Origin of the sequence: uncultured Desulfobulbus sp. (genome assembly GCF_963662935.2) — a bacterium.
In the GTDB taxonomy this organism is placed as follows: Bacteria; Desulfobacterota; Desulfobulbia; order Desulfobulbales; family Desulfobulbaceae; genus Desulfobulbus.
Map to the genome: position 1 here is coordinate 1,598,414 of NZ_CAXXTL010000002.1, position 25,046 is coordinate 1,623,459.

Below are 25,046 nucleotides of genomic sequence, written 5' to 3' on the forward strand. Positions count from 1 at the left end.
CAGGGCTGTCAAGATGAAGCTGTGGGCGAAAGTTAGTGCAGCAGGCCGCGTTTTTTGTTGTAGGCCTGGCCGATAGTGTCGAGCAGTTCATTGAGCGGCGCCGGTTTCATCACATAGTCAAAGGCCCCCAACTGCATACCCTTGAGGCCGAATTCCACCGAGGCGTGGCCGGTGAGCATAATGACCTCAATCTCCGGTTTCATTTTTTTGATGTGCCGCAAGGTCTCGATGCCGTCCATGTCCGGCATCTTGACATCCAGAACGATGACGTCGAAATCCTTGCCTTTCAGCACCTCCAGGGCCTTGACGCCGCTGGCCGCCCCTTCCGACTGGATTTTCCGCGCATTCAGCCGTTTGACAATGGTTTCCCTGAAATCATCTTCGTCATCAACAATCAACACCCGCAATGTTGTATCCATCATATCCCTTTAATGTTTCGGCAGCAGGAGGGTGAAGACCGTCCCTGTGCCTACCTTGCTCTGTACCTTAAGTTTACCGCCCAATTTTTCGATGATGCTGTATGAAATTGAAAGTCCGAGGCCTGTGCCCTTGCCGACTTCCTTAGTCGTAAAGAACGGATCGAAAATTTTATTCAAGTCGCCTTCCGGAATTCCCTTACCGGTATCGGCAACATTGATCTCCACCTCATCTGTTTTTTCATTATATCGGGTGGATACGGTCACTGTGCCGTCGTGACCGATGGCGTCGATTGCATTGTTGAGCAGGTTGAGTACCACCTGTTGGATCTGGGAGAGATCGCTGGTGATGACCGGTACATTCTCCGCATACTGTTTTTCGATGTGGATATTGACGTACCGGGCCTCGTTTTCCAGAAAGCCGGTGGTTTCGTCGAGCAGGTTGTTAACGTTGATTTTTTCCTTGGCCGGTTCCATCCGGCGGGCGAATCCGAGCAGGTTGTGGATGATTTTGCGGGCTCTGTCCACATGCTGTTCGATTTTGTCGACCGATTCATTGAACTCGGTAAAATTCTTACTGCCGGCAATGTCTTCCTCGGCCAGCAGATCCTTCATCCATCCTGCCTTTTCGGCGATCGCGGCCAAGGGGTTGTTGACCTCATGGGCGATGCCCGCAGCCATTTTGCTGAGCGCAATCATCTTGTTAGCCTGGAGGAGCATGTCGGAGTTGGTCGCATTCTCCAGGTCGGTTTTTTTGATACGGTTGATCAGGGTGTTGGTGAACAGGGCCGCACCGGTGGCAATGATCGCCAGGCCGAGCGCGGTGAGCAACGCCATCCAGTATCTACCTTTGACCAGTGGTGACAGAATTTCGTCAGGACTTTCCTTGATCACCAGAATCCATTTGGTGTTGTGGATGGGAACAGCGGCGAAAAAGCCGTCGATGCCATTATGCGCAAGCCGCTCCACCTTGGTGGCCACGGTTGCGGAGTAGTCAGGATAGGCGTGGGGCTTCATCGAATCCGAGGCAAATTCGGGGAAGGCAGGGGTTTCGAGGAAATTGCCGCCGAATCGCGGCCGGGTCTGCAGAGCGTTCTTGCTGTTGACGATAAAGGCATCGCTCAGTTTGCCGATCCAGGCCTTATGGACGATGTCGTCAATATTTTTCAAGTTGATTGTCACCCGGAGAATCCAGGAGGTGCTTTTCTCCCGAACCATGACCGCAATGATGAAATGCGGCACCTTGCGGTAGCCCATGAAGATGTCGCTGATATAAATGCCGTTGGCCTTGACCGCGCTGAACCAGGGTTCGTTCTTGTAGTTGACCTGCTTGAGCAGATCGTAATACGGACCGACATAGGAGAGGTGGCGGCCGTCGTTGTCGATGATACCGATGTCCATATAGGAATTGGACTTGGTATGCATGACCTCGAACACCTTGTTGAGATAGGTCTCGTCGGTGAGTTCCTGGAAGGTATTGGTGTTGGCGACGGTGAACAGTTGGGCAATGCGTTCATTGAAGAACAGATCGATGGCGTCCCTTCGGTTTTCTGATGTACTCCGCAGGGTTTCCGTGACTTTTTCAGTGTAGATCCGGTCGAAAAGGGTGTAGAGGGAAATATTGATAAAGACCAGGGGAATAACGGAAAAGCAAATGATGGCCAGGCAGTGCTGCCACCAGAGCTTTCGATAATTTCTTTCCATTGTCATATCCTTACTTCAGCGCGATCAGATCGCCATCGGCAGTCCGATCGGGAGAGGGTGGAAGCGTGGAGTCAGAAAAAAATGTAACAAAGTGCCCTTTACTCAGATGCTTCCCGCTGTCGTGCTCCTGGGCAAGCGCTTTTGGCTGGTCCAGCGCACCCCTGTTTGTTATCCGCTTGTAATCACTACAAAGCACGGCATTGCTTGTCAATTACTTTTCAAAAAGGGCAACGGCTTCAGGATGACGAGATTTCTGGTGTTGCCAGAAAGACACAGGCGACATCGCCGAGACGGACGAGTTCGGGTTGGCTGACCTGCATGACGACTTCGCCCTTGTCGCAGCTTGCCACCCTGGCCGAGCAGAGGAGTTCGCCCGACGGCCGGTAAATGGTGGCTGCCATGCCGGGCCGCATGGCTTCACTGCAGCGGAATTCGCAGGTGATTTCCGTACCGAGAGCCGTTTGTCGCCGCTTATAAATCTCGCCGCAGTTGTGCGTGGCAAGATGCCGGGCCCAAAGTCGTCCGAGCAAGAAGTTTATCCCGCCCGCGATTAAACCGCAGAGTGCCAGGATGGCAGCGAAATGGTAGGGGTTACGGCCGGTGGTACGGGTCAGAAAGGAGCTGGAATGGGCGTTGCGGGTGGCCAGATCGGGCCAGACCCTGACTTTGAACACCAGGGCTGGATTCTGTTTTTCTCCGTATGCGTCCTTCACCGAAAGAACATGGCTCCCTTCCCGTGCCCAAGGATCGATGACAATGGCACCGCGCCACATGGCGCCGCCGAACCAGTAGCCCGAATAGATGGCCTCAGGGACCAGGCGGACCGAACCGTCCGCCGGTTGACCGTCAATGACGAAATCCTTGATGGCTTCGGTCCGAGGCGGCATCGGACCACTGACCAGATAGTGGTTATCCGGAACGAGTTCAATGGTTCCCTGGCTGCCTTTAAGGCCGCCGACCAGGGCGTCAGCCAGGCTCAGCAGCGCGGCCGCCAGAAGAATCATGGCCACTATGCCGGCCCGCTTCTGCCAGAGGACGAATCGGGCGCCAGCGATCATGCCAGGGTGGGACGGCGCTTGCCGAGAAAGCGTTTACCGACGAAACCGAACAGAAAGGTGGGGATGAGCAGGGAGAACAGGGTTTTGAAAAAGATGGGGTTAAAATTGTCCGGGTCGAGCGAGGCCTGGTACATGGCAATGAACAGGGCCACGAGCACGAGGCAGTTTAACCCGACCACCAGGAGTTTTTGGAAGAGAAAGAATTTGTATTCCGACATGGTCAACCTCTCATTGGAACAGCGGGCGGGGCCGAGGCCCCGCCCGTGGATCGGTTATTACTTCTTGAAGATATCGGTTTTGGAGACGTTCATAAACCGTAGGGACTGACCGGCGGTTTTGTAGGTCAGCCGCACTTCGTCGCCTGCATCCCAGGTGCTTTCAGGATAGCCAAAGTACTGATCCGGGACGGAGAAGGTGCACAGCATTTTCTGACGGCCGGAGTAGATAGTGATGGTCTTCTTTTCCTTATCGATTGCCGGGAATTTTTTGGCTTTCTTCTCGGCCTTGTCATAGACCAGCGGGTGCTCCTTGTCAATGGGTGTCTGCAGGTCGACAATGGTGATCGGGATATCGACCAGTTTCTGGGTCTTGGTGTCGAAGATCACGATGATTTTCTTGTCGGTATCGAGCTTCATCCGCTGACCGGCCTTGGGGTCTGGTCCGGTTTCCATCGGGTCGGTCGGCATTTTGAAGACCGAGGGCGGCAGGACATCGTAGACCGGTTTCAAGGTATCCATAGCGCTGTCATGGATCAGGGTGACCTCTCTGGTGTCTTTGTTGAAGGCAATGGTTCTGCCCTGTTCCACCTTGCTGAAATCGTCCTTGCATCCCACGAGGGTCATGGCCAGGGAGGTCGCGGCCACCGCGAAAAGTATGTGTTTGATGTTCATCATATTCTCCTTATGCATTCTCCTGGTTAGATTTTCTGCTGCTTCTGACGCAATTCCTCTTTGACCCCGGCAATCATCCTGACAAAGATATAAATGGACATTGCACTGACCAAGCCAAGGACAAGAACTGTGGAAGAGGTGTCAAGCAGGGCCTTGTACTCGGGCACCCAGGGTTGGACCAACTTCATCAGAATGGAGAGCGCGCAGCCGATAACCGCCAGGCCGAAGGCGATGCGGATACCGTAGCCCTTGATGTATTTGGTGGCGACTGCACCGACTTGAGCACCCATGGCGGCGCCGACCAGCATGACCATGGCGGCGACCAATTCGGTACGACCCTTGAAGGTGTAGGTCGCAGCACCATACAGACCGGAGATAGCCACTTCAAAGAGGTCGGTGCCGACAGCTACGTGAGTCGGGCAGCCGATCATGTAGATCAGGGCCGGCATACGGATGAGTCCACCGCCGATGCCGAGGATGCCAGCGAGCCAACCAGTGAGGAAGCTGACGAAGATCGGCAGCCAGGCGCTGCAGTAGATACCAGCCACTTCCAGGTGGACCATCGGCGGGATCTTGATTTTATGCAGGGTTTTATGCCATTCAACACCAGTTGCGGTGACGTCAAGTTTTTCACCCCGCGCGGCCGCAGCTCGCTCTTTTTGGGCGCGTTTTGCCACATCATGGAAGACCATCCAGGCGATGAAGGCCAAGAGGCCGATATAGATCCAGCGGACAACTTTCTCGACCGAACCGAGCCGCTCGAGCCACATGACCATCTGGGCGCCGCACTCAAAGCCGACAACCGTGCCCACCAGCATGATGATGCCGAGTTTATAGTCAACGTTGCCGAATTTACCGTGACGCATGGTAGAGATCAGCGATTTGCCAGCCATGTGGGCAATATCCGTGCCGATGGCGAAGGCCATGGGGAAGCCGAGGATGTTGAGGCCGGGGGTGACCATCCAGGCGCCGCCCATGCCGAAGAAGCCCCCGATGATGCCGACGCCGATACCGAGAATGATCAGGCCGGGCCAAAAAATTTTAACGCCCGCTATGGGCATGAGAATATAGAGCCATTCCATAACTTTCTCCTTGAAATTTCGAATTAATGTTCAGCCAGTTCTCGGGATTTCAGGTCGATGCCGATCCATCCCATGATAATGTCCGCCAGGACACCGAAAACCACACCGGTGGTCGGGATAATGATGACAGTCAGGATCATGAAGTACAGGTGGCTTTCATTATAGAGATTAGCCCACCAGGCCATAATACCGTCAAGTTTGCGGGTGTCCGCAACGATGACGACCTGAGCCAGTTTACCGCCGCCGGCGGCCAGGGCCATGCTGGGGGCCAACAGGACCAGGGTCAGGAGTGCCCACCATAACCGCTGAATTCGTTTCTTCATTGTGTTCTCCTCGTTTGTTTGATTGCTTTTGGCTTCACTATCCCGGTGCAGTCTTGTCCCGGGTTGTTCATGAGATAAGATCTGAGCGCAGCAGAGGGGGAGTCTGGGCGCTCAGACCGGCTGGATTTTTCTACAACGGGGGAGTGCGGTACCCGGTTAGAAAAAGGAGCTGCCTGGTGGTAAACAAATAGCATGCCACAATTAACGCAATTATATTTTTATCTTTAAATCAAGGTGATTAGTTTCTTTGAGATTGCGTTCTTGCGTGATTTGTGATAGCGAAAGAGGGTATTTTCGTGACGTGAAGAGATAATGCCGCAAGGAGAACTGAGAATGCGCTATTCCCATCCCCCGCTGCTTAATCCGGTGATTCGGGCCGACAGTTCGATCTATGCCTGGAGTATCAGTAAGTTTCTGGTCCTTTTCGGTACGTTCTTGATGGGGGGTATTCTTGTTGCAACGGTGGTCACGATCTATCAGATCGCGGCAACGTATCTTGACCAGGCCTATTCGAGAAATGCCCAAATTCGTGCCCTCGCCCAGGCCCATGAAATCAATCAGTTGCTGGTGGCGGCCCGCTATGAGCTGGATTTTCTCGCTCGCATTCCACTGACGCCTGAATCGATGACCCATCATCTTGCATCGAAATCTTCCGAGGAACGCACCCGGTATCGGGAAATAGCCTTTCAAGGAAAGACCGCCGAGGAACGTTTTGTCCTCGTCAATACCGGATCAGCCGTGGTTTCTGTTCCCCTCGACCAGACTTTGGGCGCGAAATTTGGCATCTTTTCCGGCCGCGATCAGTTGGCTGGCAAACCAGCGGGACATATTCAAATCAGTGAGCCCACGGAGGTGGTCTATCCTTCCGTGCACGTCCAAGGTGCTCTGAGTGCTCTCAGCATGCATGTTATTCGTCTCTCCACCGCCGTTTATGACGACAATGCAACTTATAAAGGGCAGTTGACTCTATCGGTCGATCTGCCAAGTTTGCGCGACATTCTCTCTCTGCACAACTCCAAGCAGTCGCCTCTCTTTCTTTTTCCTCAGGAGAGCGAACACAAAAAAAGTTTTTTCTTTGACGCCTCAGGCTGGCTTCTTTTTCAATCGGAATCACCCGATCAGAAAAAAAGCGATTTGTCGGTTGATTTGTTGCGCATGGGCTTGCAGGGAGATGTCGGCCGGCCGGGGTTCGCTACGGCTTTTCGACCAGGGGCTGCCCACGATCTTTACTGGGTGATGATCTCGGATATTCAGGCGGGCAGGAATGGCCAGATGTTGGTGACGCGGCCATTTTTGGCGCCCTCCGGAAGCGACCGGTCCCTGTATCTGAGTTATGTACCCATTGTGTTTGCGGAAAATTCTACTTCGCAGCGGATAGTGGGCGGAATCGGATGTGTTGACACCAGTTTCGTTTTCATGGCTTCGACCTACAGAATCGCGGCAACGCTTGCCATCTGTTTGGCGGTCAGCATCCTGCTGGTGTTTATCGCTATGTATTTTGTCAGTCGCCGCATCTGCAGGCCACTGGAGCTGTTGCTCGAGGCGGTTGAGGTCCGGGCCGGCGGCGATGACCCGACTCCCCTGGCTATTGGACCGCTTTTTGCCGAAATCAATCAGTTCCAACGGTCCATCAATATTCTCCTCATGCAACTGCAGATCGCGCGCAGTGACTCACTTTTGCGTGAAGGTCTGGTTGAGGACGATCGGATGCGGCAGCGTGTTGATCTGGGAAAAGAAATCAGGAGGAATCCGCTCCTCGACGAGCGTTTGCTGGCCATGCCCTTGTACGGCATTGTCGGTGGCAGCCAGACTGTTGGCGGGCTCCGCCAACAGATACACAAGGCCTCGCGTGTGCTCGCCGATGTTTTGATTGTCGGCGAGACCGGAACGGGAAAAGAATTGACTGCCGAGGCTATTCACTCGGTCAGTCATCGGGCCAAGGGGCCGTTCATCTCCATCAATTGCGGTGCCTTGGACGAAAATCTGCTCATGGACGCCCTGTTTGGACATGTCAAAGGCGCCTTTTCCGATGCGCAGTCTGATCGTAAGGGTGCCTTTATAGCTGCCTCGGGCGGCACCCTCCACCTGGATGAAATCGGTAATGCTTCGCCTAAGGTGCAACAGGCACTTCTGCGGGCCCTTTCGGTCAGGCGTATCCGCCCGCTCGGCTCGGATCAAGACGTCGCTTTTGATGCCCGGATCATCGCTGCGACCAATGTCGATTTATTGCAGCTGGCTTTTACGGGTGAGTTTCGGGAGGATCTCTATTACCGCTTGGCCGTGATCACCATCAACACCCCTTCCCTGCGTGAGCGGAAAATGGATATCCCTGTGCTTATCAATTACTTTTTGGAAGAAAACATGGCCCGGTCTGGGGTTGGCCCCATTGGCATCAGCCGGGGCGCTCTGGAAAAGATGTTGAGCCATGAATGGCCTGGCAATATCCGCGAATTGCGCAACTGCATCACTCGCTCCCTTGCCTTTGCCGAGGGTGACCTCCTTCTAGCTGAGCATGTTCTTTTCGATGAAAGAGGTGGTAATGTTTCAAATGATACGGCCAAGGCGATCGAGTTGCTGTCAGCGGCCACTCCCAGGCCCTTGCCGCCGCCAGCTGAAAAGCAGTTAATTTTTCCGGATCATGAGCAGGAGAGCCCTGTAAAGGATCAGAAAATGAGACAGGACATGAATCCCAGACAGCGCAAGGCATGGCCTATCATTGCTCGAAACGGGGGGGTCAGCCGGAGCGAATACCAGGTGGCCGTTGACGATTCTATTTCCGTGCGCACCGCTCAGTACGATTTGCACGATCTCGTTGCCAAGGGGTTGCTGAAAAAATCAGGCCGTGGCCCTTCTTCCCGCTATATGGTGACGCAGTCCTATGTGGTCTGAATAAGCGTTGGTGTGTCTGATCGTGCAAGTTTCTGTCTTGGGAATCAATGCGCAATAAACGGTTTTACGAATTTTTTTGCGCAATGACGGGCATCCTGCGCTAAAGGAAGTGAGCTTCTTGGAAGGAATAGACGCAAGAATATGGCGTTTTTTCTTTCTGTCCGGAACAGGTTTTTTGTGCAGCTGTCTAGCGTTGCAGTGGTTCGGGGATTTGTATTGGGAGGGGTACGAGGAAGGAACTGATTTTTTCCCGCGTTGGCGGCCGGTTTCGCTGAGGTTCGAATTATTTACTCCGCGACGGAAACCTATACACAGAGTTTCTCTTTATGAATCCTTCTTCTTTATTGGCCCAGCCTGCAGGCTCAATTCGCCGAGGTAGCGGTCTACCGGGGCGTATTCGTCGGTGAAGGGAGCAATGCTGTCGCGAGGTGCAGGTAGCCGGTGAGAAAGCATCCGCTGCAGGGTCGGATCCTTGGGCATGTCGACAGGCGGTTTGTTGCTGGCGGCAAGCAACATATTCTGCCACAGTTGGCGGTCAACGGGATCAATCACCGCAAAGGCTTCAACCGAGGCAAAGGCCGTGTTGAAGGTTGCGCGCAGAGCCTTGTAAAAACGGCTTGAAACGCCCTCGGGCGCGGCGAGAAGATTCACCAGGACCACGCCTTCCGGTTTGAGGGCGGCGCGCATCAGCTGGATGGCCTCAACCGTGACCAGATGGAAAGGGATGGAATAGTGCGAGTTGAATACGTCGCAGAGGATGACGTCGTACCGGTTGGGGACCTTTTTCAAAAAAGTGCGGGCATCCTCTTCGATAATGGTGAGTCGGGGGTGATCGGTAAGACCGAAGTGGCTCCTGGCCAGGTCGGTGATGCCGGGGTCGAGTTCCACCACGTCGATCTGCAGCTCGGGATACTGAGCCAGGGCGTATTTGGGGAAAGAGTAGCCGCCGCCGCCGAGCACCAGCATGCGGCGTGCGCCAGGACGGTAATATTCCACCAATCGATAAAAACGGGTGTAGGGCAGGACCAATTCGGTGATGTCATCGAGGTACATGGCAGATTGCCGGCCTTGGGGTCCAGTGACCATCTCCCGGGTCATGCGGTCGCTGCCAGCCTCCTTGCCGGTATAGACGAGGACACGGTTATATGGGGTGTCACGGTCGATAAAACCTTGCTGCGCCAGCCAGTGATCCTGCTGGCGGCAGAAGAACACGGCCAGCACGAAAAAGACCATGGATGCACCCTTCAGGGGACGGTTCGAAGAATCGGCCAGCCAGGAAGCCAGCGCCAGGAAGGCGGCAGTGATGAAGAGAATGGCAGTGCTGCCAACCCAGGCGATCAAGACAAAACCGGCGAGAAAGGTGCCGACAATGGAGCCGACGGTGGAAATCGCATAGAGGCTGCCCGCCGTCCGTCCCCCATGGTCTCGATCTTCCAGGCAAAGGCGTACGGCAAAAGGGGGAACCATGCCAAGCAGGATGGCCGCCGGTGCAAACAGAGCCACAGTGGCGGCGATGGCGACGGTGTGCAGACTACCCGCGCCCAGAAGAAATTCGAGCACCCAGGTTTTCGACAAGCCGATGGCGGCGGTTGCCCAGGCGGAGAGGAGGACGATCCTCCCGAGGAGCCGGGGTTGAGGATGGCGGTCCGCGAGGATTCCGCCCCACCAGGCGCCAAGACTGAGACTGGCGAGGATGATGCCGATCAGACTGGTCCAAACAACCAGCGAGGTGCCGAGGAAAGGGGCAAGAATGCGGGAGCCGGTCAGTTCGATGATCATCAGGGCGGCGCCGCAGAGAAAAATGCAGCAATGGAGCATGGTCGATCCTCACATGGGGGAGACATCCGTCATCAGACCGTTTGCCATTTCCTGAAAAACGGGCCACTGAGGGCAGAGGTACCGGAGAACGGCCAATTTATCCAGGAAAAAAGAGCCGTCCATCGCGTGGAGCAGGGGCAAACAGCGCTGATATAATCCTCCAAACCTGTGTAAATTGGGTGACGAAAGGGAAGGGCCAAGGGTATTATCCGGCTGCAACTTACAACAGCCGGGAGGACGGGAATGCATGATCAGGCAATAAAGATACTCGAGAAACAGCGGCAGGATCTGGTTGTCCGCGTCTTGAAAAAGCACGAGGAAATGGAAGCCAGCCGGTCGTTTACTGAACGCATCCTTGCCGGCATTTCCGAGTTGTTTCTGCTCATGGATCAGGATTTCCGGGTGATCCAAACCAACCGGGAGTTTCTCCAGCGTACCGGATTCACTTTGGATGACGACCGGCAACTGACCCTTGAGGATCTCGTGGGGCCGGACAAGGCCGAGGCAATCCGCCAGGCCTTTGCCAAGGGGGAATTCACCGAGTTCGAGGCCCATCTCAAAACCGGCAAGGGCGCCGGCCTGCCGGTGAAGATGCGCGGCTCCACCCATGTCAATCCGAATGGTCTGGTGCTGCACATGTTGATCTGTTCTGATTGCAGTGAATTTTACGACCTGATGGAGCAGATGCAGGAGGGGCAGAAGCAGCTGATCCATTCCAGCCGGCTCGCCAGTTTGGGCGAAATGGCCGCGGGTGTCGGCCATGAGCTGACCCAGCCGCTGAACGCCATCTTGCTTTTTGCCCGCAACTGTCTCAAGGCCTTGGATGCGCCGGGCGATCACACCGAGATGCTGCGGGAAAACCTGCAGATCATCATCGACCGGGTGAACAAAGCCTCCTCAATCATCAGTACCATGCGCAGTTTCGGCCGCAAGGTCGAGGAAGAACAGGCACCGGTTGAGTTGAACGGGATCATCCGCAAGATCCTGAGTTTCCTGGAATCGCATTTGCGCTTGAGCGAGATTTTTCTTGATTTGCGGTTGACCGAGCAGCCTTGTGAGGTCTTGGGGGTGGAGGTCCGGCTGGAGCAGGTCTTTCTCAATCTGGTGCAGAACGCCATCCAGGCCATGGGGCGAGTGGTTGTGCCCCGGTTGACCATCACCAGCCGCGTCACCAATTGTCTCAACCTGACCACCATGCAGACGGAACCCTATATCCAGGTGACTGTTGCTGATAACGGCGAGGGCGTCCCCGAAGTGCTGCAGAAAAAGATTTTTGATCCCTTTTTCACCACCCGCGAGGTCGGCACCGGCATGGGACTGGGGTTATCGATTGTTGACCGGATTGTTCGCGGCTTTTCCGGCTACATCGAGTTGGAAAGCACGCCCGGCAAGGGGGCCTGTTTTTCCGTCTACATTCCCCAGTATCGGCAGGAAGCGACCCTGGGGCAGCAGCAGGGGGGGAAGGCATGAAGGTGCAGCAACAGCCGCCTCCGTCTGTGCCGGAAATCCTCGTCGTTGACGATGACCTTTACTTGCTGGCGGCCATCAAGCAGACCCTGGTGCTCAACGGTTACGCGGCGCAAACCTTCGGGAATCCGCTTGAGGCTCTGGCCAGTATCGATGCGCATACCTTTTCCGCAGTGCTGGCCGACATCCGCATGCCGGAGATGAACGGCATGGTTCTGCTGGAGCGGATTTTGGAGAAAGATGCCGATCTGCCGGTGATTCTGATCACCGGACATGGCGACATCAGCTTGGCGGTGGAGGCGGTCAAGAAAGGGGCCTACAATTTTCTCCAGAAGCCGGCGGACGAGGACATCATCCTGGCCACCCTGTCGCGGGCCATTGAGCGGCGGCTATTGGTGCTGGAAAACAGGCGCCTGGAACAGCAGTTGACCGCCACCCGTGAGGGCCGCACCCGCTTTTACGGCCTGGTCGGCAGCCATCCTTCCATGCTCGGCCTCTATGCCCTGATCGAGACCATTGCCCATGAGTCCGATCCGGTGCTGATCATCGGCGAGACCGGCACAGGTAAGGAGTTGGTGGCCCGGGCCCTTCATTCCATCAGTCGTCAGGATAAAGCGCCTTATGTGGCGGTCAATATGGGGGCGCTGCCCTCGGAAATGATCGAATCCGAACTCTTCGGTCATGAAAAGGGGGCCTTCACCGGCGCGATCCAGCGCAAAGTGGGCAAATTTGAATACGCCGGCGAGGGTACGCTCTTCCTCGACGAGATCTGTTCGATGCCACCCCAGTTGCAGGCCAAACTGTTGCGCGTCCTGGAAGAACGTTCCTTTTCGCGGCTGGGGGGCAATGCTGCTATTCCCCTCAAGGCGCGGATCGTCGCCGCCACCAACCGTGACCTGCGGGCGGAGATCAACAAGGGTACCTTTCGCCAGGATCTCTATTTTCGCCTCAACGTCCTGCCGGTGCATCTGCCGCCGCTACGGGAGCGGCGGGAGGATATTCCTCTGCTGGTCGATTATTTCTGGAAGGAATACTGTGATGGCCAGCACAGCGAGATCCGCCCCTGTTCCCCGGAATTGATCCGTCAGTTGATGCAGCAGGACTGGCCGGGCAATATCCGCGAGCTGCGCAATTTTGTTCGCCGCTACTGTGTCTTGGGTGCGCCGGGACTGGTGGGGGAAACGGCGGCGGTACCGATGATGAGTCCAGAGATGTCCTGCCTGCCCTGGAAGGAGTACATGGAACAGCAGGAGCAACTGTATGTGGAGGAGGTGCTCCGCCGGGTCGGCGGACAGGTGAGTGCGGCCCATCAGATGATGGGTATCTCCCGCAAGAGTCTGTATGATAAGATCAACAAGTACGGGATTGCACTGCACCAATACCGGGAAAAGGTGGAGACTGGGACCTGATTGGATTGAACGGCTGTGAGCTCAGGGGTGGTCGTTCTTTTTGAGTAACGTATGAATCGATTGAAACAATCTTGAGACGATGCTTTGTTGATCTGTAGGTGAGGATAATCCAGAATGACCTTTTGACTTGAATACTTTTTCGGTGGAAGTTGTTCTGATCTTTTCCACCAACTCTCGTATATTCACCGGCTTCTCAAGGACGTCAACTGCGCCCAATTTCATTGCCTGCACCCCCCTTGCCACAGTGGCATGACCCGTCAATAAGATGATTTGGAGGTTGGGGTTTATCGCTGTAAGTTGCTCTAGAGCCTGCAAGCCATCCATTTCAGGCATTTGCAAATCGAGAATGATCACGTCAAAAAAAGTGTTCTTCACGAGATCAAGACCTGTCTTGGCAGATGCAGCCGTTTTCACCTCCATATCCCGTATGGTCAGGCGTTCTGACAGAATATCAAGAAACTCTTGGTCATCGTCAATCAGCAACACTTTTACAGCCATAGCATCCTCATTGAATTTATAATATCGATTGAACTTTAACTTCTCATTCCATAAATTTCTTAGGCATTTTCAGGCGAAGTTGGGAGCTTTGAATGTCAGCATTGATCTGCATCCGGAGAAAGAAAATCAGCGGTTGTGCCTCGGCGGCAACCATTGTCTCGATTTGCGCCACTGGTATTTCAGCGCTAAATTTTAGGAATATGACAATTTCTGAGCCTTCACTCTGAGCCCCTAGTTCAACGTTTTGATTTCCAGTGGTCACTAGAAACAAATTTTTCAAACAGATCCACAGCAGGTTTTCGACGACAAAGGGGAGTGTTTGCACCTCTATTACCTCCCCAGGCGTTACCGAAAAGGTCACCCCCTTCATGGTGGCTAAGCGTTCAGCCAAAGCAATCGTGAATTCAAAAATCTCTCGGATATCTGTTGTGATAACAGGCTGATTAGCGCTATGGGCGAAGCGGTTTAGTTTGCGCACGATGTCGTCGGCGCTTTGTACCCGGCGACGAATGTTGACCGAGATCGTTTTCAAACGTTCCGGATCAAGTGGACGTCCTTTTTCTGCCAGCCCGACCAGATCACCAAGCAATCCTGCATTCTCATTGATGACCGCCAAAGCATTCTTAATCTCGTGGGAGATGGACGCAGTCATGCTGCCGAAAAAGCTCAGGCCCAGGGTGTCAACTTTGCCGTGATAACTGCTCATTATTGGTCTCCTTGCTCTTGAAAGATTTCGTTGAGTTTGGCCATGAGCACTTCGATCTGCACTGGTTTGATCAGGTAGTATTCCCTGCCGCTCTCCGCCGAGCAGGCCTTGAAATCCTCTTCCGAACCATGGCCGGTAAGAAAGATAAACTTCATTCCCGGCTGTCGGGCCTCAATCAGCCTTTTTAAATCAAGCCCATTCATCTCCGGCAGCCGGACATCGAGCAGACCGATATCAAACGCCTCTTTTTCAACGGCCTCAAGCGCCGCCCGGTAATCGGACACCCAGGTGGCGGTGATCCCCCGCATTTCGAGTCGTTCCGCCAGGGTTGAAACCAATTCAACTTCGTCGTCAACCAGTAACACGCGCATGAGCTTCTCCTTTCTCCGCATGGTATTCGAGCGGCAGGGTGATGATAAAGGTCGTCCCCTTGCCGACGATGCTTTCAATATCAATCAATCCGCCGATTTCTTTGACCAGACCATAGGTGATGGACAATCCCAGGCCGGTGCCGCCGCTGCCGCTTTTGGTGGTGAAAAAGGGTTCGAAAATTTTCTTGATGTTTTCCGGCGGAATGCCGCAGCCGGTATCGTTGACCGTGGTGACAATCCGTTTGCCGGTGTCGTCCGGACGGCTGATGATGTCGAGCTTGCCCCCGTCCTTCATCGCGGCAAAGGCATTGTTCACCAGATTGATGAACACCTGCTGCAACTTGCCCCGGTCAGTGAAAAATTCGGGGATCTCGTCGGGAATGTCGACGTTGATCGTGATGCTGCGGTAGCCCGCTTCCTTGGTCTGGAATTCGAGGACATCGTTGACGACCTGCTTGAGGCTGACCTTCTGCACGCTGACCTGAATATTGCGGGCAAAATTGAGCATCTGTCGGGTAATGGTTGCACACCGCTCCACCGAGCTGATAATTGAATCCACCAGGCCAATAAGACGATGATCGCTGGCGTATTCCTGGCGGAAGGTGAAGAGGTCCTTGATCAACCCGGCCTTTTCGTTGATGATCGCCAGCGGATTGTTGATTTCATGGGCCACGCCCGCCGACAATCGGCCAATCGAGGCCATTTTGTTAGCGTATTCCACCTGATGCAGGGAGGCAAGCCGTTTCTGATCAGCCTGATAGATGCTGTTGACTAGGTAGGTACAGATGCCAACCACCACCGCCACGATGGCCAGGACCGAACCGGCAAGAAAGATGAGCAGTTTGGCGCCGGCGGCCTCCCAGGACTGCATGAGATTTTCTTTTTGCTTGATCACCATGAGGATGAAAGGCGTGCCAGTAATGTAGGCATAACCGGTAAGGATGTCACGGCCCAGGTGATCCTGGCCCTCCACAACCTGGGTCCGGTCTGCCATGGGGGGAACGGCAAGGGGAAACTTCTTCATGACGTCACCGTAATGTCGCGACGGTGTCTGGATTATTCCTTCCTGATTGATCAGGAAGGCATCGCCATTGCCGCTGACCTCCATCTGGGAGAGGATGTTGTTGAGGCGATCAATGTCTAGGCTGGCCCGCAGGACATAGTGCAACCAGTCCAAGCCGAATGGGTTGCTGTGGAGCACGGAAATGACCATGTGGGGAGTGTTTCTGAATCCGAGAAAAACATCACTGATATTAGAACGCATCGAGATGGTCTCATGATACGAATCCGTGTCGGTGTAGTTAAGTTTCCGGTACCATTCCTGCTGACTGTAGTCCATACCCTGCAACGGATAGGGGCCAGCGTAATTTCGCTGGACACCGGTGTGGTCAATGACTCCCAAATCGGACCATTCCCCTAGGCCGCTTTTCAAATTTTCAAGGAGTTGCTTAAGTCGTTGCTCATTCAACAATTGGTCGTAGGTGTTGTCGAGAATAACAAAGTTAAGGGCGAATTTCCGTTCATCGAAATAGGAGGTCAGGGTCCGCCTGGTGTTGGAGACCAGGCGGGTGGTCCGGAGCAGCATTTCGGATTCCAAGGCCTTTGTGCTGACGTTGTAGTCAACAATCGCCAGGGTAAGCAGCGGCAGTAGGACAACAGCGAGGGTGGTGACGATGGACTGCTTCCATAACAGGCTGAAGTTGAAGAGCGATTTGTACATGCCCGACAACTGATCGTGATGATCAAGAAATCCGGGCTTATAGCGTTTCAGTCGATCCAGCATGGCGTCCTCTCGCATAAAAAGGTCGATGCTCCCGTCAAGGCCCTTTAACTCGCAGCCCCCCGGAGCAGGAGACAGGTACGGCATACTTTGTCGAGTCGGTTTCGGCGAGGATATCGACGGGGGGATATGGCACGGCAAACTATGGGAGGTCTGCCGCGCCATCCTTAAGGTGAAGAGGGTTAGGCGCTCTTTTCCTGGCGTCGCAGCATGATCTTCTCGTTGGCCTTTTTCATGGTTTCGCTGAGGATGTCGATATCCACCGGCTTCTGCAAGTAGGCAAAGGCCCCCAGTTGCATGCAGGTCTCCCGGTCGGTTTCGTTGCCGTGGCCGGTGAGGATGATTACCTCAATTTCCGGTTGGGTTGCCTTGACCCTTTTGAGCACCTCCATGCCATCAATACCCGGCATCTTCAGATCCAGGATCATGACGTCGGGCTCGTCTTCGCGCAGCATTTCCAGAGCCGATTCACCATCATAGGCGACTGCCGACCCCATATCGCGGAGCAGTAGACGTTCCGAGAGGGTCTGGACAAATTCGCGTTCGTCATCAACCAACAGAACCCTTGAGGGGGCCTGAAAATCAACTTTGCGGTAGATATCCGCCTGATGAAAATTCTTGCCGACTTCGGTGCTCACGGTCTGCACCCCTTCAATTTTACTTACGATCTCTTTCAGTTCCTGTTCCAACCGGCTCAGCATCAATACGTTTTTTTCGATGGTCAGGGTTACCTCTCCGTCTTTGGCGCTGACGCTCACTCCGTGACCTTCCAGGGCTAGGGCCACCTGGACCTTGGCCTGAAGTTTGAAATCGGCAAGGGCAGCCAGCGAAGCCTCGGTTGGGGCGAGAACATCGGTGTGGAGATTACGGATAATGAGGTGAATGCTCTCATCGGCTCCGATTTTATCAGAGGGAATGACGATGTCATAGAGCGACGGATCCCAGGGATCGGTCTTCCCTAAGAGCTGCAGAATCCAGGCCGCCTTGTCTTCGTCGTTTTTATGGATGGCCTTGAGCGGATCTTTTTCCGCGGAAGGCAGGGATTGGGCCAACTGCAACCGGTAGGTCATCTCCGCGATCAGGCAGATCCGCAGGATATGGGAAATGGAGGAGGGGACAAAGTGACAGCAGAACCCGGCCACCACCATGTTGCCCTCGGCCAGGATCTCGGCCACCGCCTGCCGCAGATAGGCAATTGAGCGTTCCTTCTCGTGGGTGAAGGGATTGAACAGCGAGGTCTTGGAGGAAAAGGCCCGGCTGATCCGCTCCGGCGCGATACCGGACAGCTTGCTCGCCAGGGCGACGATCTCGCTATCGTTGACGAGCCGGTAACCGGTCTTGGCGACCAGCTGCGGCACAATGAGCTCTTCATTGCAATAGAGTGCGTTAAAAACCGTAATCACGGACATGGGGAATCCTCTCTTATGGGTGGATGATCTCTGGTTTTGGGTATGCCCCCAGGGGGCAGATCTTCGATTCTTCTTCCGAATGTAAAGCCGGGTGAATCTGGCCCAAGGCCTCTTCCATGGTCGAGTAGACATGGTCAGTGCCGATCTTGTTGAACAGATGAGTCCGGACCAACACCTGCATCACGGTGTCGTTGACGCCGCTGAATGAAATGTCGATGCCCGCGCTGCGCAGTCTGCCGACCAGTAAAGATAATGTTTCTTCACCCGAGGCGTCAATATCATTGATGCCGTTAGCGACAACAAGGACGTGGCGCAAGGTGGCCTTGCACAGCATCAGGTCGGAGATCTTGTCCTCGAGATAGCTGGCGTTGGCAAAGAAGAGCGGGCCTTCGAAGCGGATGATGGACAGGAATTTGCACTCGTCAAGACCCTTGCGGACCGCACAGACCAGGACCCTGTCCCGGTCCCTGGTCAGGGAACTGACCACTGGCCGCATGTTTTTATAGAGGAAGACCATCAGGCAGAGCACCACGCCGAGCATGATACCCTTGTCGAGATGGGGCGCGAACCAGAGGGTGCAGAGGAACGAGAGAATTGAAATGAGGCCGTCGTACCATTGCGCCTTCCAGGCATGGAGAAAACCGGAAACGTTGATCAGGCCCATGACCGCCATCATGATGATGGCTGCGAGCACCGACTGTGGCAGGTGGTAGAGCAGGGGGGTGAAGAACAGCAGGGCAATAACCACCGTCAGGCCAGTGAAGACACTTGCCATACCGGTGGCGGCGCCTGCCTGGAGATTGACTGCCGAACGGGAAAAGGAGCCTGAGGCCGGGTAGCTCTTGCCTATGGCGCCGATGATGTTGGCCAGTCCCTGTCCTATCAGCTCCTGGTTAGGGTCGATGCGCTGGCCGGTTTTGCTGGCAATGGCTTTGGCAATGGAGATGGCCTCCATGAAACCCAGGAGTGAGATGATGGCTGCGTAGGGGAAAAGATGGAGCATGACGTTCAAGTCAACTTTGGGTATACCCAGGGCGGGCAACCCTTTGGGCACCACGCCGATGACCTCACCGCCGCCGGTCATTGGCAGCTTATCGAGCTTGATCGCCTTGTTGCCCACCCGGATGCGCCAGGTGCGGCCGTCGGTTTTTGCATCTGCCGGAAGTTGATCTGCCGGATAATAGAGAACGCTGTTGTCTGCCTGGATGGCTGCCTTGAAGAGCAGCAACCTGATTCTTTCCCGGTAGATGTGGGCCTTGTCCTTGAGTTCCTCGATCTGGGATTGGATAACCCTATCCTCATGCTCAGCATCAAGACGGGCAATGGCATGGTGTCCCTTTTGGGCCTCCTCGAGTATCTTGCTGGTCTTGGTTCGCTCCTCGGCCAAGGGGGGAATACCGTTGGTGACTTTGTTGAAGGAGGAAATCAGTTCCAGCGCCGGCGGTGACTGGATGGCAGCGCTATCTACTGTGGTATTGTGCTCAAAGCCGATCATCCACGAAAGCAGGGTGGTGACGACTACCGCCACCAGGACATTGGGCACTTTGGGGGCCGTCCGCTTGAGGGTGATCATGATCGCCAAGGCCAGGGCGCCGATGGCGAAGGTCGGCCAGTGGGTGTAATGAACAGCGGATTGCACCACCTGCACGATGGTCTCATAATGGTGCTGCGCATTGTCGACGTTGACGCCGAACATCTTGGACAACTGAGAAGTGGCGATGATGATGGCTGCGGCGTTGGTGAAGCCGTTGACCACCGGATGAGAGAGAAAATTGACCACCAGCCCAAGGCGCAGGACGCCGAGAGCAAGCTGGAAGAGGCCAACCAGCAGGGAGAGGAGAATCGCAAAGGCGATGTAGCCTTCACTGCCGGCGGTGGCGAGAGGCTCCAGGGAAGCGGCGGTCATCAGGGAAACCACGGCAACAGGCCCAGTGGCCAATTGGCGGCTCGAACCAAAGAGCGACGCGACCATCGGCGGCAAAAAGGCAGCGTAGAGCCCGTAATAGGCGGGCATGCCGGCCAACTGCGCATAGGCCATGGACTGGGGGATCAGCACCAGGGCCACGGTCAGGCCAGCGATACCGTCCGCCTTGAACAGGGATAGGTTGTAACCGGAGAACCAGTCGAGGAAGGGAAAAATGCGTTTGATCATGCCGTTCGTTTCACCTCAGATCATCTAAAGGGTTAAGGGTGACGGACTCGCAACAAAGGCCAATACTGTCATTTCGAGGAGCACGGCGACGAGAAATCCCCTTGTTCCTCCTAGATTTCTCGCTGCGCTCGAAATGACACAGCAAGCGACCTGCCCGTTGTGAGCGAAACCGTCAAATGTTGAATATAGACCACCTCGTTGTATCATCGTTTCCTGTTTTCCAGCATCCGCCGGCAGGAATCGATTAATTCTTTATAAAGCGCCCCGACATCGTAGAGATTGTTCATCCGGAAGCGGACCATGCTGTCCACCATCGAGAACACGATCAAGGCGGATTTGCGGGCGGTGAGGTCCGGATCGATGGTGCCGTCTTCCTGACCGCCGGCGATGGCACTTTCGAAAATGTCAACGAAGCAGTTGTAAATAGCCTCGAGGATGTCCCGGCATTCGGGGTTGTTTTCCGCCAGCTCGTAGGGGTAGCGCTGGTGGAGGATGGCAAAGAGGTCTGCCCTGCTCTTGGCCATATAGAGGTAAAAAGAGATCGTTTCTTCCACCATGTCCAGTCCGGTTTTTTCCGATTCCGCATTTTGGTAGCGCTCGAATTCCGGCAGGATGTCTTCCTTCAAGCTGCCGAGAATTGCGAGAAAAATTCCCTGCTTGCTTTTGAAGTGGTAGAAAATGGTGCCCTCGGCGACACCGGTCATTTTCGACAGCTCGCCCATGGCCGTGTCTTTGTAGCCCTTGCGTGAGAACAAAAATGTTGCAGCCTGGATGATTGCGTCTTTTTTTTTCACGCTAGACAGACCTGGTTATTTCTCGTTAGATTTAGACTGAGCGCTCAGTCAGTTTTGTATACGATTTTTCAGCGGATCTTGTCAATTAAAAAAAGGAATCAGCACTCGGAGGGAGATGTGATTTTCAGGAAGCACCTGAAGTTGGGGGACGAGGGGTGCCTGGGCGAGAACCTGGTTGCCTTGATGGGGTACGCTGAGGAATCGTTCTTTCTCGTGTCTATCAGCAAAAATGGAATAACCGCTATTGCCCTAGCTTGCCGGTTTCTCCTTTGCAGGAAGAAGCGTCAACGGGCGTCTCCTCAAGCAGGCCGAGTCTCCCCGCCAGCCATTTGGTCGTTGTCGCCTGAATAAGGATGGTCATGAGGATGGCAATGAACGTGACGGAGGCGATGATGTGTGCTCCCGGTGCCTTGGCACCAATCAACAAACCGGCCAGCGCCGCCGGAATGACCCCTGTCTCCCTCGTCCAGCACATGAACAGCAATTCCTGCATGCTCCACTTCGCCTGTCTATCCGGAAGGGCGCAGCAGAAAACAGTGACAGGTCGGGCCACCAGCATGAAGACTGTGACAACAGCAATACCACCAGCCAGATATCTATTGATAAGATCGAAGTCGACCTGGGAGCCGAGCAGGATGAAAATGAACATGCGCATGACCAGGGACGTCGTCAAAATAAATTCTTCCAGCTTTTCATTTTCCCTGGGTTCTAGTTGGAAACCGAACGACTCCTTGTTGCCGATCATGATACCGAAGACAAATACGGCCATAAACCCGCTGGCATGAAAGCCATCGGCACCGAGATAGGCCCCAATCACCGCCATCAGAGTAATTACTGGTGCATATTCCTCGAGAAAATTGAATTTTTCATGCGCTATGAGCAGGGCAGCCATATATCCCGAAATCCCGCCGACCAGAATACCGATGGAGGACTGCTTCAAGAGATCCATCAGGGATGAGGTCAGGGAAAAATCTCCAGCCCCCATCGTGACCGCCAGAACAGCAAAGGTCACAATGGCACCCATTGCGTCATTGAAAGCAGACTCGCTGATCACCGTCTGCGAAACCCGATCCTTTATTTTCACCTGACGGAAAATAGGGACGATGGTAGCGGGATCGGTGGAGGCGATCGTTGCCCCGAGAAGCAGGGCCGGCAGGAGCGGAAGCTGCAAGGCAAAATGAGCTGCAGCACCGGTGATGGCCGCTGTGAGCAGAACGCCGATGGTGGAGAGGACGACAAGGGTGATCCACACCTCCTTCAGGACCTTCAGCTTGATCGAGGCCCCGCCGTCAAAAAGAATATAACAGGCCCCAAACAGGATAATAATCTGGTTGAGCGTCGATTCCGCACGGATGTTGATCATTCCAGTGACTGCTGGCCCGAGGAGCATGCCGACCACGAGAAATACGGCGACATCCGGCACCTTAATTTTTTGAGCCAGAAAGCCGCACATCGTGCCGACAGCGAGAATGATGCCGAATGAGAGCAGCAGGTGTTTTGCCAGTTCTAGAGTGACAGAGGATTCCATAGCCTTTACAACAGGGGTAATTTAAAGGGATGTTGCAAGAAATGATTTAACTAATATATTGTAATAAAAGGAGAAAGTATAGATCCATCTTTTTTGTGGACAGTCTGCCATGAATGGCGCCAATAAGAAAGTTTTTTGAGAGAAAAAGCAACAGGTGAAGTTAAATGAAACGAAAGCAGCGCATCGGGCATGTATGGATTCTCTGTGAGGTATTTATTGCTTGCCGGCAAAGAGGTGTGTGGTTATTGAACAAATGAAACAGGCAGCCGGCAAAACGGAAAGCCCGTGTAAGAAAAAGCCTCCCGGCTATGGGAAGAGCGTAAAAATAACGAGGTCTTGCGTCTGCCTTTCCATCCAACCCGGCTGAAGAGTATACTTTTCCCATCAGGAGTTACATCATGAAAAAAATCGAACTGGCCAGTACGCGGGAGTTTAATCCACTGGGGATGAAGGCTATCGTCCTTCACGATTCCGAACATTTTAAAATTCTCAACTTCAATCTCACGGCCGGAGCCCTGTTTCCGATCCATTCCCACGATCTCGACGGTCAGTTGTCGATCCTGGTGATCGAGGGTGAGGGCGCTTTTCTCGCCGAGAATGAAGTGACCATGCCAGCCAAGACCGGGGATATGCTGATCTCGGATATCCGCGAACCACACGGGGTCAAGGCGACCACCGATATGCGGATCGTCGTGACCATCGCCCCGCCGATCTGAGCGGGCAGGAAACGCTATCGCCCTTGTCCTTGGGGAACCGGGCCCAGGATGTCCAACAGTGCTCGGCATTGCTGCTCGGCTGGCTGCTGCTTGGTGATCACGGCGAGGAGACGTTCGATCTGCCGCCTTTCCTGCTTGTTCAAGGCGGCAGATTCCCGCAGCAGGTGTTGGCCCTGATGGCTGATCGTGGCCATAAAATCGGTTCCGGGCTGCCTCTGACACCCCTCGTGGATGCGGGTCTGCCACTCGGCCAGGGTCAGCGGCGGGGCTGATCCGGCAACCGGGGCAGGTAAGGGGGCTGCAGCTCCCGTCCGCAGCGCAGCTTGCGGCGTGGCTTTGGGGGCTGCTCCACTTTTTTCCGGGAGGCTCATCGCCTCCTGTTCTTTTTTGTCCTCCAGCATGTCGGCGTTTGCCGGTGTGCTCTCGCCAACCGCTGTGGCACGCTCAGCCGGGGCCTGCGCCCCCTTTTCTTCACGCTTGGCCGCTCTGACCGGCGGTTGTGCCGCTCCAGCCGCGTCCTGGGCTTCCGATTTGTCCCGATAGGTTTGTTTCAGGACCTTTTTCTTGCTGCTTTCCGGAGGCGGAGTTGCCGGGGCGGCAGCTTGCTCCTCGGGTTGTTGGGTTTGGTTTGGACTCATCGATGCCGGCGGCGGCGGAGGGGCGAATCCGTTTTCGGTGGCGAGTTTGTTCATCGGTTCTGCGGTTGGGGCTGGCGACACCTGTTCTTGAACCGGTTGTTCGGGCAGGCGCATCAGGGTGTGCCGGTCGGCCTGGGTGGTGATGTTGAGAAAGACGGCGATGCTGGCGGCGGCTGCCAGCAGTGAGCCTGCGGTCGTCAGAAAACGTGGTTGCCTGATCAATCTTCGCAAGGTGTTGCGGCCACTTTTTCCTGCCTGTTCCTGCCATTCCCGGTCGAGTTGCCGCCAGAGGGTGTAGCAGTGCTCACAGCCGGCCAGATGGTCCAGGCAGGGTTCGACCTGCTCCGGTGCCAGCTTGCCCTCGACCAGGGCCGCCAGTTCTTCCAGGTCCAGACAGGAACCACTGGCGTGCGGCTGCTCGCCGGCCAACACGAGCAGGGCCAGCCGCCGTTCCGCGGTTCTTTTTTTCTCAAGCTCGGTGATTTTGGCCATGGGGTTTCATTGTCGTTTCGTGATCTCTTGTGTTGTGTTGGACGGTCCCTGGTGGCGTTTGTGTCGGTGGCTGATCATAAAAGCAGGCGCAGCTCCTCGCTCAATCCGGCGTTGGCCAGATCCTGACGCAAACGTTCCAGCAGCCGCCTCAGCCGGCCGTGCACCTGGTGCCGGTTCCAGCCCAGCATCCGTCCCGCCTCGGCCACCGCCACCCCATCCCGGTAACAGAGTTTGAGCAGCAGCCGTTCCTTGGATTCCAGGCTGATGCCCGCCGCTGCAACCCGTTCCAGCAGCCTCGAATCACCCTCAGCCGCCGTATCGTCAAAGAGGAACCGGCCCAGAATGGCAAACAGTTGCTGGCGCTCCTCCTGTTCCAGGTGCTGTTCCTGAACGGAGCACTCTTCCTCCGAATCCGGAAGGCCGGTTTCCTCATTGAATTCGGTCTGTTCGCCCCGATGCTCGCCGCAGGCGGGCAGCTCGCCGAGGATGTGGTAGGCTGCCTCCTCGGCCGCCCGTCCCTGGCCAGGTTGGCAATTGCCAACAATCTCTACAGCCTCGGCGGGGGAATAGCGTTCCAGGCAGAGCAGGCGAAAGAGCGTCATCCAGAGGCCGCCGAGACGGCGAACCCATAGCGGCGGTTTGACCCGGCCGAAGCGGGCGCGGGCAAAATCCTCCAGCAGCCGCAGGGTCAGCGCGCCGATGTAGGTGGCCAGGGTTGACCGGCCGGTAAAGGAACGCAACCGGCTCCAGTCATCCTGCGCTAGCCCATCCATGACATACAGCGCCGCCTCCTCGGCCAGCTCTGCCTGCCCAAAGCGGCGCCCGGCCATGCGGTTGATCATCTCCCAGTGGGCCAGGGCCTGTTCCCGCCAGGAGTTCAAAGGGTGTGTTCCTCAACCGGTTGCC

At 55.1% G+C, this 25,046-nt stretch carries 22 protein-coding genes; 4 read left to right on the top strand and 18 right to left on the bottom strand.

Going from position 1 to position 25,046, the window contains the following annotated elements:
- Positions 1–32: 32 nt before the first annotated feature.
- The 7 genes from ACHZCX_RS11385 to ACHZCX_RS11415 all read right to left on the bottom strand — a co-directional run bounded on the left by ACHZCX_RS11385 (position 33) and on the right by ACHZCX_RS11415 (position 5,473).
- Entirely contained in the window at positions 33–419 is a 387-nt protein-coding gene (locus tag ACHZCX_RS11385; RefSeq protein WP_394708829.1) for a response regulator, read from the bottom strand.
- A gap of 9 nt (positions 420–428) precedes the next feature.
- The gene (locus ACHZCX_RS11390; protein ID WP_319587351.1) at positions 429–2,120 is read right to left on the bottom strand and encodes an ATP-binding protein; all 1,692 of its coding nucleotides are present in this window, start codon (positions 2,118–2,120) and stop codon (positions 429–431) included.
- 236 nt (positions 2,121–2,356) lie between these two features.
- A complete protein-coding gene (locus ACHZCX_RS11395) occupies positions 2,357–3,178 on the bottom strand; it encodes a hypothetical protein (protein WP_319587352.1) in 822 nt (273 codons plus the stop codon).
- Positions 3,175–3,396, bottom strand: a complete 222-nt coding sequence (locus ACHZCX_RS11400; protein WP_319587353.1) for a hypothetical protein — start codon at positions 3,394–3,396, stop codon at positions 3,175–3,177. Before ACHZCX_RS11400 ends, ACHZCX_RS11395 begins: the two co-directional genes overlap by 4 nt.
- Positions 3,397–3,453: 57 nt before the next feature.
- The gene (locus ACHZCX_RS11405) at positions 3,454–4,071 is read right to left on the bottom strand and encodes a DUF4881 domain-containing protein (protein WP_319587354.1); all 618 of its coding nucleotides are present in this window, start codon (positions 4,069–4,071) and stop codon (positions 3,454–3,456) included.
- A gap of 23 nt (positions 4,072–4,094) precedes the next feature.
- Positions 4,095–5,150: a sulfite exporter TauE/SafE family protein gene (locus ACHZCX_RS11410; RefSeq protein WP_319587355.1), complete on the bottom strand. Its 1,056-nt coding sequence runs from the start codon at positions 5,148–5,150 to the stop codon at positions 4,095–4,097.
- 23 nt (positions 5,151–5,173) lie between these two features.
- Positions 5,174–5,473 (bottom strand): DVU0150 family protein, encoded by a 300-nt coding sequence (locus ACHZCX_RS11415; protein WP_319587356.1) that lies wholly within the window; start codon positions 5,471–5,473, stop codon positions 5,174–5,176.
- Between the two features lie 333 nt (positions 5,474–5,806).
- On the opposite strand from ACHZCX_RS11415, the gene ACHZCX_RS11420 reads away from it, so the two are divergent.
- Positions 5,807–8,362 carry a sigma 54-interacting transcriptional regulator gene (locus ACHZCX_RS11420; protein ID WP_319587357.1) on the top strand — a complete coding sequence of 852 codons (2,556 nt, stop codon included), beginning with the start codon at positions 5,807–5,809 and terminating at the stop codon, positions 8,360–8,362.
- A gap of 324 nt (positions 8,363–8,686) precedes the next feature.
- Here the strand turns inward: ACHZCX_RS11420 and ACHZCX_RS11425 are convergent, their stop codons facing one another.
- Positions 8,687–10,180, bottom strand: coding sequence for a fused MFS/spermidine synthase (locus tag ACHZCX_RS11425; RefSeq protein ID WP_319587358.1), 1,494 nt, complete (start codon positions 10,178–10,180; stop codon positions 8,687–8,689).
- Between the two features lie 243 nt (positions 10,181–10,423).
- Between ACHZCX_RS11425 and ACHZCX_RS11430 the strand changes: the two genes are divergently transcribed.
- Both ACHZCX_RS11430 and ACHZCX_RS11435 read left to right on the top strand, forming a co-directional pair.
- Entirely contained in the window at positions 10,424–11,650 is a 1,227-nt protein-coding gene (locus ACHZCX_RS11430) for an ATP-binding protein (protein WP_319587359.1), read from the top strand.
- On the top strand, positions 11,647–13,056 hold the full coding sequence (locus ACHZCX_RS11435; protein ID WP_319587360.1) for a sigma-54 dependent transcriptional regulator: 1,410 nt from the start codon (positions 11,647–11,649) through the stop codon (positions 13,054–13,056). The genes ACHZCX_RS11430 and ACHZCX_RS11435 overlap by 4 nt, the downstream gene beginning before the upstream one ends.
- A 21-nt stretch (positions 13,057–13,077) precedes the next feature.
- On the opposite strand, the gene ACHZCX_RS11440 is transcribed toward ACHZCX_RS11435, so the two are convergent.
- From ACHZCX_RS11440 to ACHZCX_RS11475, 8 genes are all read right to left on the bottom strand, one after another.
- Positions 13,078–13,554 (bottom strand): response regulator, encoded by a 477-nt coding sequence (locus ACHZCX_RS11440; RefSeq protein WP_319587361.1) that lies wholly within the window; start codon positions 13,552–13,554, stop codon positions 13,078–13,080.
- Between the two features lie 43 nt (positions 13,555–13,597).
- Positions 13,598–14,260 carry a histidine kinase dimerization/phospho-acceptor domain-containing protein gene (locus tag ACHZCX_RS11445; RefSeq protein WP_319587362.1) on the bottom strand — a complete coding sequence of 221 codons (663 nt, stop codon included), beginning with the start codon at positions 14,258–14,260 and terminating at the stop codon, positions 13,598–13,600.
- Positions 14,260–14,631: a response regulator gene (locus ACHZCX_RS11450; RefSeq protein ID WP_319587363.1), complete on the bottom strand. Its 372-nt coding sequence runs from the start codon at positions 14,629–14,631 to the stop codon at positions 14,260–14,262. Before ACHZCX_RS11450 ends, ACHZCX_RS11445 begins: the two co-directional genes overlap by 1 nt.
- Entirely contained in the window at positions 14,612–16,414 is a 1,803-nt protein-coding gene (locus ACHZCX_RS11455; protein WP_319587364.1) for an ATP-binding protein, read from the bottom strand. Before ACHZCX_RS11455 ends, ACHZCX_RS11450 begins: the two co-directional genes overlap by 20 nt.
- Before the next feature lie 179 nt (positions 16,415–16,593).
- Positions 16,594–17,820: a response regulator gene (locus ACHZCX_RS11460; protein WP_319587365.1), complete on the bottom strand. Its 1,227-nt coding sequence runs from the start codon at positions 17,818–17,820 to the stop codon at positions 16,594–16,596.
- Positions 17,821–17,833: 13 nt separating this feature from the next.
- Positions 17,834–19,972, bottom strand: a complete 2,139-nt coding sequence (locus ACHZCX_RS11465; protein ID WP_319587366.1) for a SulP family inorganic anion transporter — start codon at positions 19,970–19,972, stop codon at positions 17,834–17,836.
- Positions 19,973–20,175: 203 nt separating this feature from the next.
- Positions 20,176–20,766 (bottom strand): TetR/AcrR family transcriptional regulator, encoded by a 591-nt coding sequence (locus ACHZCX_RS11470; protein ID WP_319587367.1) that lies wholly within the window; start codon positions 20,764–20,766, stop codon positions 20,176–20,178.
- 241 nt (positions 20,767–21,007) lie between these two features.
- Positions 21,008–22,294: a sodium:proton antiporter gene (locus tag ACHZCX_RS11475; protein WP_319587368.1), complete on the bottom strand. Its 1,287-nt coding sequence runs from the start codon at positions 22,292–22,294 to the stop codon at positions 21,008–21,010.
- 398 nt (positions 22,295–22,692) lie between these two features.
- On the opposite strand from ACHZCX_RS11475, the gene ACHZCX_RS11480 reads away from it, so the two are divergent.
- Complete coding sequence (locus ACHZCX_RS11480) at positions 22,693–23,010, top strand: cupin domain-containing protein (RefSeq protein ID WP_319587369.1); 318 nt, start codon at positions 22,693–22,695, stop codon at positions 23,008–23,010.
- A gap of 14 nt (positions 23,011–23,024) precedes the next feature.
- Here ACHZCX_RS11480 and ACHZCX_RS11485 read toward each other — a convergent pair whose 3' ends face one another.
- Together ACHZCX_RS11485 and ACHZCX_RS11490 are read right to left on the bottom strand one after the other, a co-directional pair.
- A complete protein-coding gene (locus tag ACHZCX_RS11485) occupies positions 23,025–24,140 on the bottom strand; it encodes a hypothetical protein (protein ID WP_319587370.1) in 1,116 nt (371 codons plus the stop codon).
- A gap of 74 nt (positions 24,141–24,214) precedes the next feature.
- Positions 24,215–25,021, bottom strand: a complete 807-nt coding sequence (locus ACHZCX_RS11490; protein WP_319587371.1) for a hypothetical protein — start codon at positions 25,019–25,021, stop codon at positions 24,215–24,217.
- Positions 25,022–25,046 lie beyond the last annotated feature (25 nt).

What these genes read in the sequence shown, in the direction of transcription:
- ACHZCX_RS11395 (WP_319587352.1), bottom strand. Translation starts at nt 3,178, where the DNA reads ATGATCGCTGGCGCCCGATTCGTCCTCTGGCAGAAGCGGGCCGGCATA.
- ACHZCX_RS11475 (WP_319587368.1), bottom strand. Translation starts at nt 22,294, where the DNA reads ATGGAATCCTCTGTCACTCTAGAACTGGCAAAACACCTGCTGCTCTCA.
- ACHZCX_RS11465 (WP_319587366.1), bottom strand. Translation starts at nt 19,972, where the DNA reads ATGATCAAACGCATTTTTCCCTTCCTCGACTGGTTCTCCGGTTACAAC.
- ACHZCX_RS11425 (WP_319587358.1), bottom strand. Translation starts at nt 10,180, where the DNA reads ATGCTCCATTGCTGCATTTTTCTCTGCGGCGCCGCCCTGATGATCATC.
- ACHZCX_RS11405 (WP_319587354.1), bottom strand. Translation starts at nt 4,071, where the DNA reads ATGATGAACATCAAACACATACTTTTCGCGGTGGCCGCGACCTCCCTG.
- ACHZCX_RS11430 (WP_319587359.1), top strand. Translation starts at nt 10,424, where the DNA reads ATGCATGATCAGGCAATAAAGATACTCGAGAAACAGCGGCAGGATCTG.
- ACHZCX_RS11455 (WP_319587364.1), bottom strand. Translation starts at nt 16,414, where the DNA reads ATGCTGGATCGACTGAAACGCTATAAGCCCGGATTTCTTGATCATCAC.
- ACHZCX_RS11450 (WP_319587363.1), bottom strand. Translation starts at nt 14,631, where the DNA reads ATGCGCGTGTTACTGGTTGACGACGAAGTTGAATTGGTTTCAACCCTG.
- ACHZCX_RS11460 (WP_319587365.1), bottom strand. Translation starts at nt 17,820, where the DNA reads ATGTCCGTGATTACGGTTTTTAACGCACTCTATTGCAATGAAGAGCTC.
- ACHZCX_RS11410 (WP_319587355.1), bottom strand. Translation starts at nt 5,150, where the DNA reads ATGGAATGGCTCTATATTCTCATGCCCATAGCGGGCGTTAAAATTTTT.
- ACHZCX_RS11485 (WP_319587370.1), bottom strand. Translation starts at nt 24,140, where the DNA reads ATGGCCAAAATCACCGAGCTTGAGAAAAAAAGAACCGCGGAACGGCGG.
- ACHZCX_RS11445 (WP_319587362.1), bottom strand. Translation starts at nt 14,260, where the DNA reads ATGAGCAGTTATCACGGCAAAGTTGACACCCTGGGCCTGAGCTTTTTC.
- ACHZCX_RS11440 (WP_319587361.1), bottom strand. Translation starts at nt 13,554, where the DNA reads ATGGCTGTAAAAGTGTTGCTGATTGACGATGACCAAGAGTTTCTTGAT.
- ACHZCX_RS11480 (WP_319587369.1), top strand. Translation starts at nt 22,693, where the DNA reads ATGAAAAAAATCGAACTGGCCAGTACGCGGGAGTTTAATCCACTGGGG.
- ACHZCX_RS11385 (WP_394708829.1), bottom strand. Translation starts at nt 419, where the DNA reads ATGGATACAACATTGCGGGTGTTGATTGTTGATGACGAAGATGATTTC.
- ACHZCX_RS11415 (WP_319587356.1), bottom strand. Translation starts at nt 5,473, where the DNA reads ATGAAGAAACGAATTCAGCGGTTATGGTGGGCACTCCTGACCCTGGTC.
- ACHZCX_RS11420 (WP_319587357.1), top strand. Translation starts at nt 5,807, where the DNA reads ATGCGCTATTCCCATCCCCCGCTGCTTAATCCGGTGATTCGGGCCGAC.
- ACHZCX_RS11435 (WP_319587360.1), top strand. Translation starts at nt 11,647, where the DNA reads ATGAAGGTGCAGCAACAGCCGCCTCCGTCTGTGCCGGAAATCCTCGTC.
- ACHZCX_RS11400 (WP_319587353.1), bottom strand. Translation starts at nt 3,396, where the DNA reads ATGTCGGAATACAAATTCTTTCTCTTCCAAAAACTCCTGGTGGTCGGG.
- ACHZCX_RS11390 (WP_319587351.1), bottom strand. Translation starts at nt 2,120, where the DNA reads ATGGAAAGAAATTATCGAAAGCTCTGGTGGCAGCACTGCCTGGCCATC.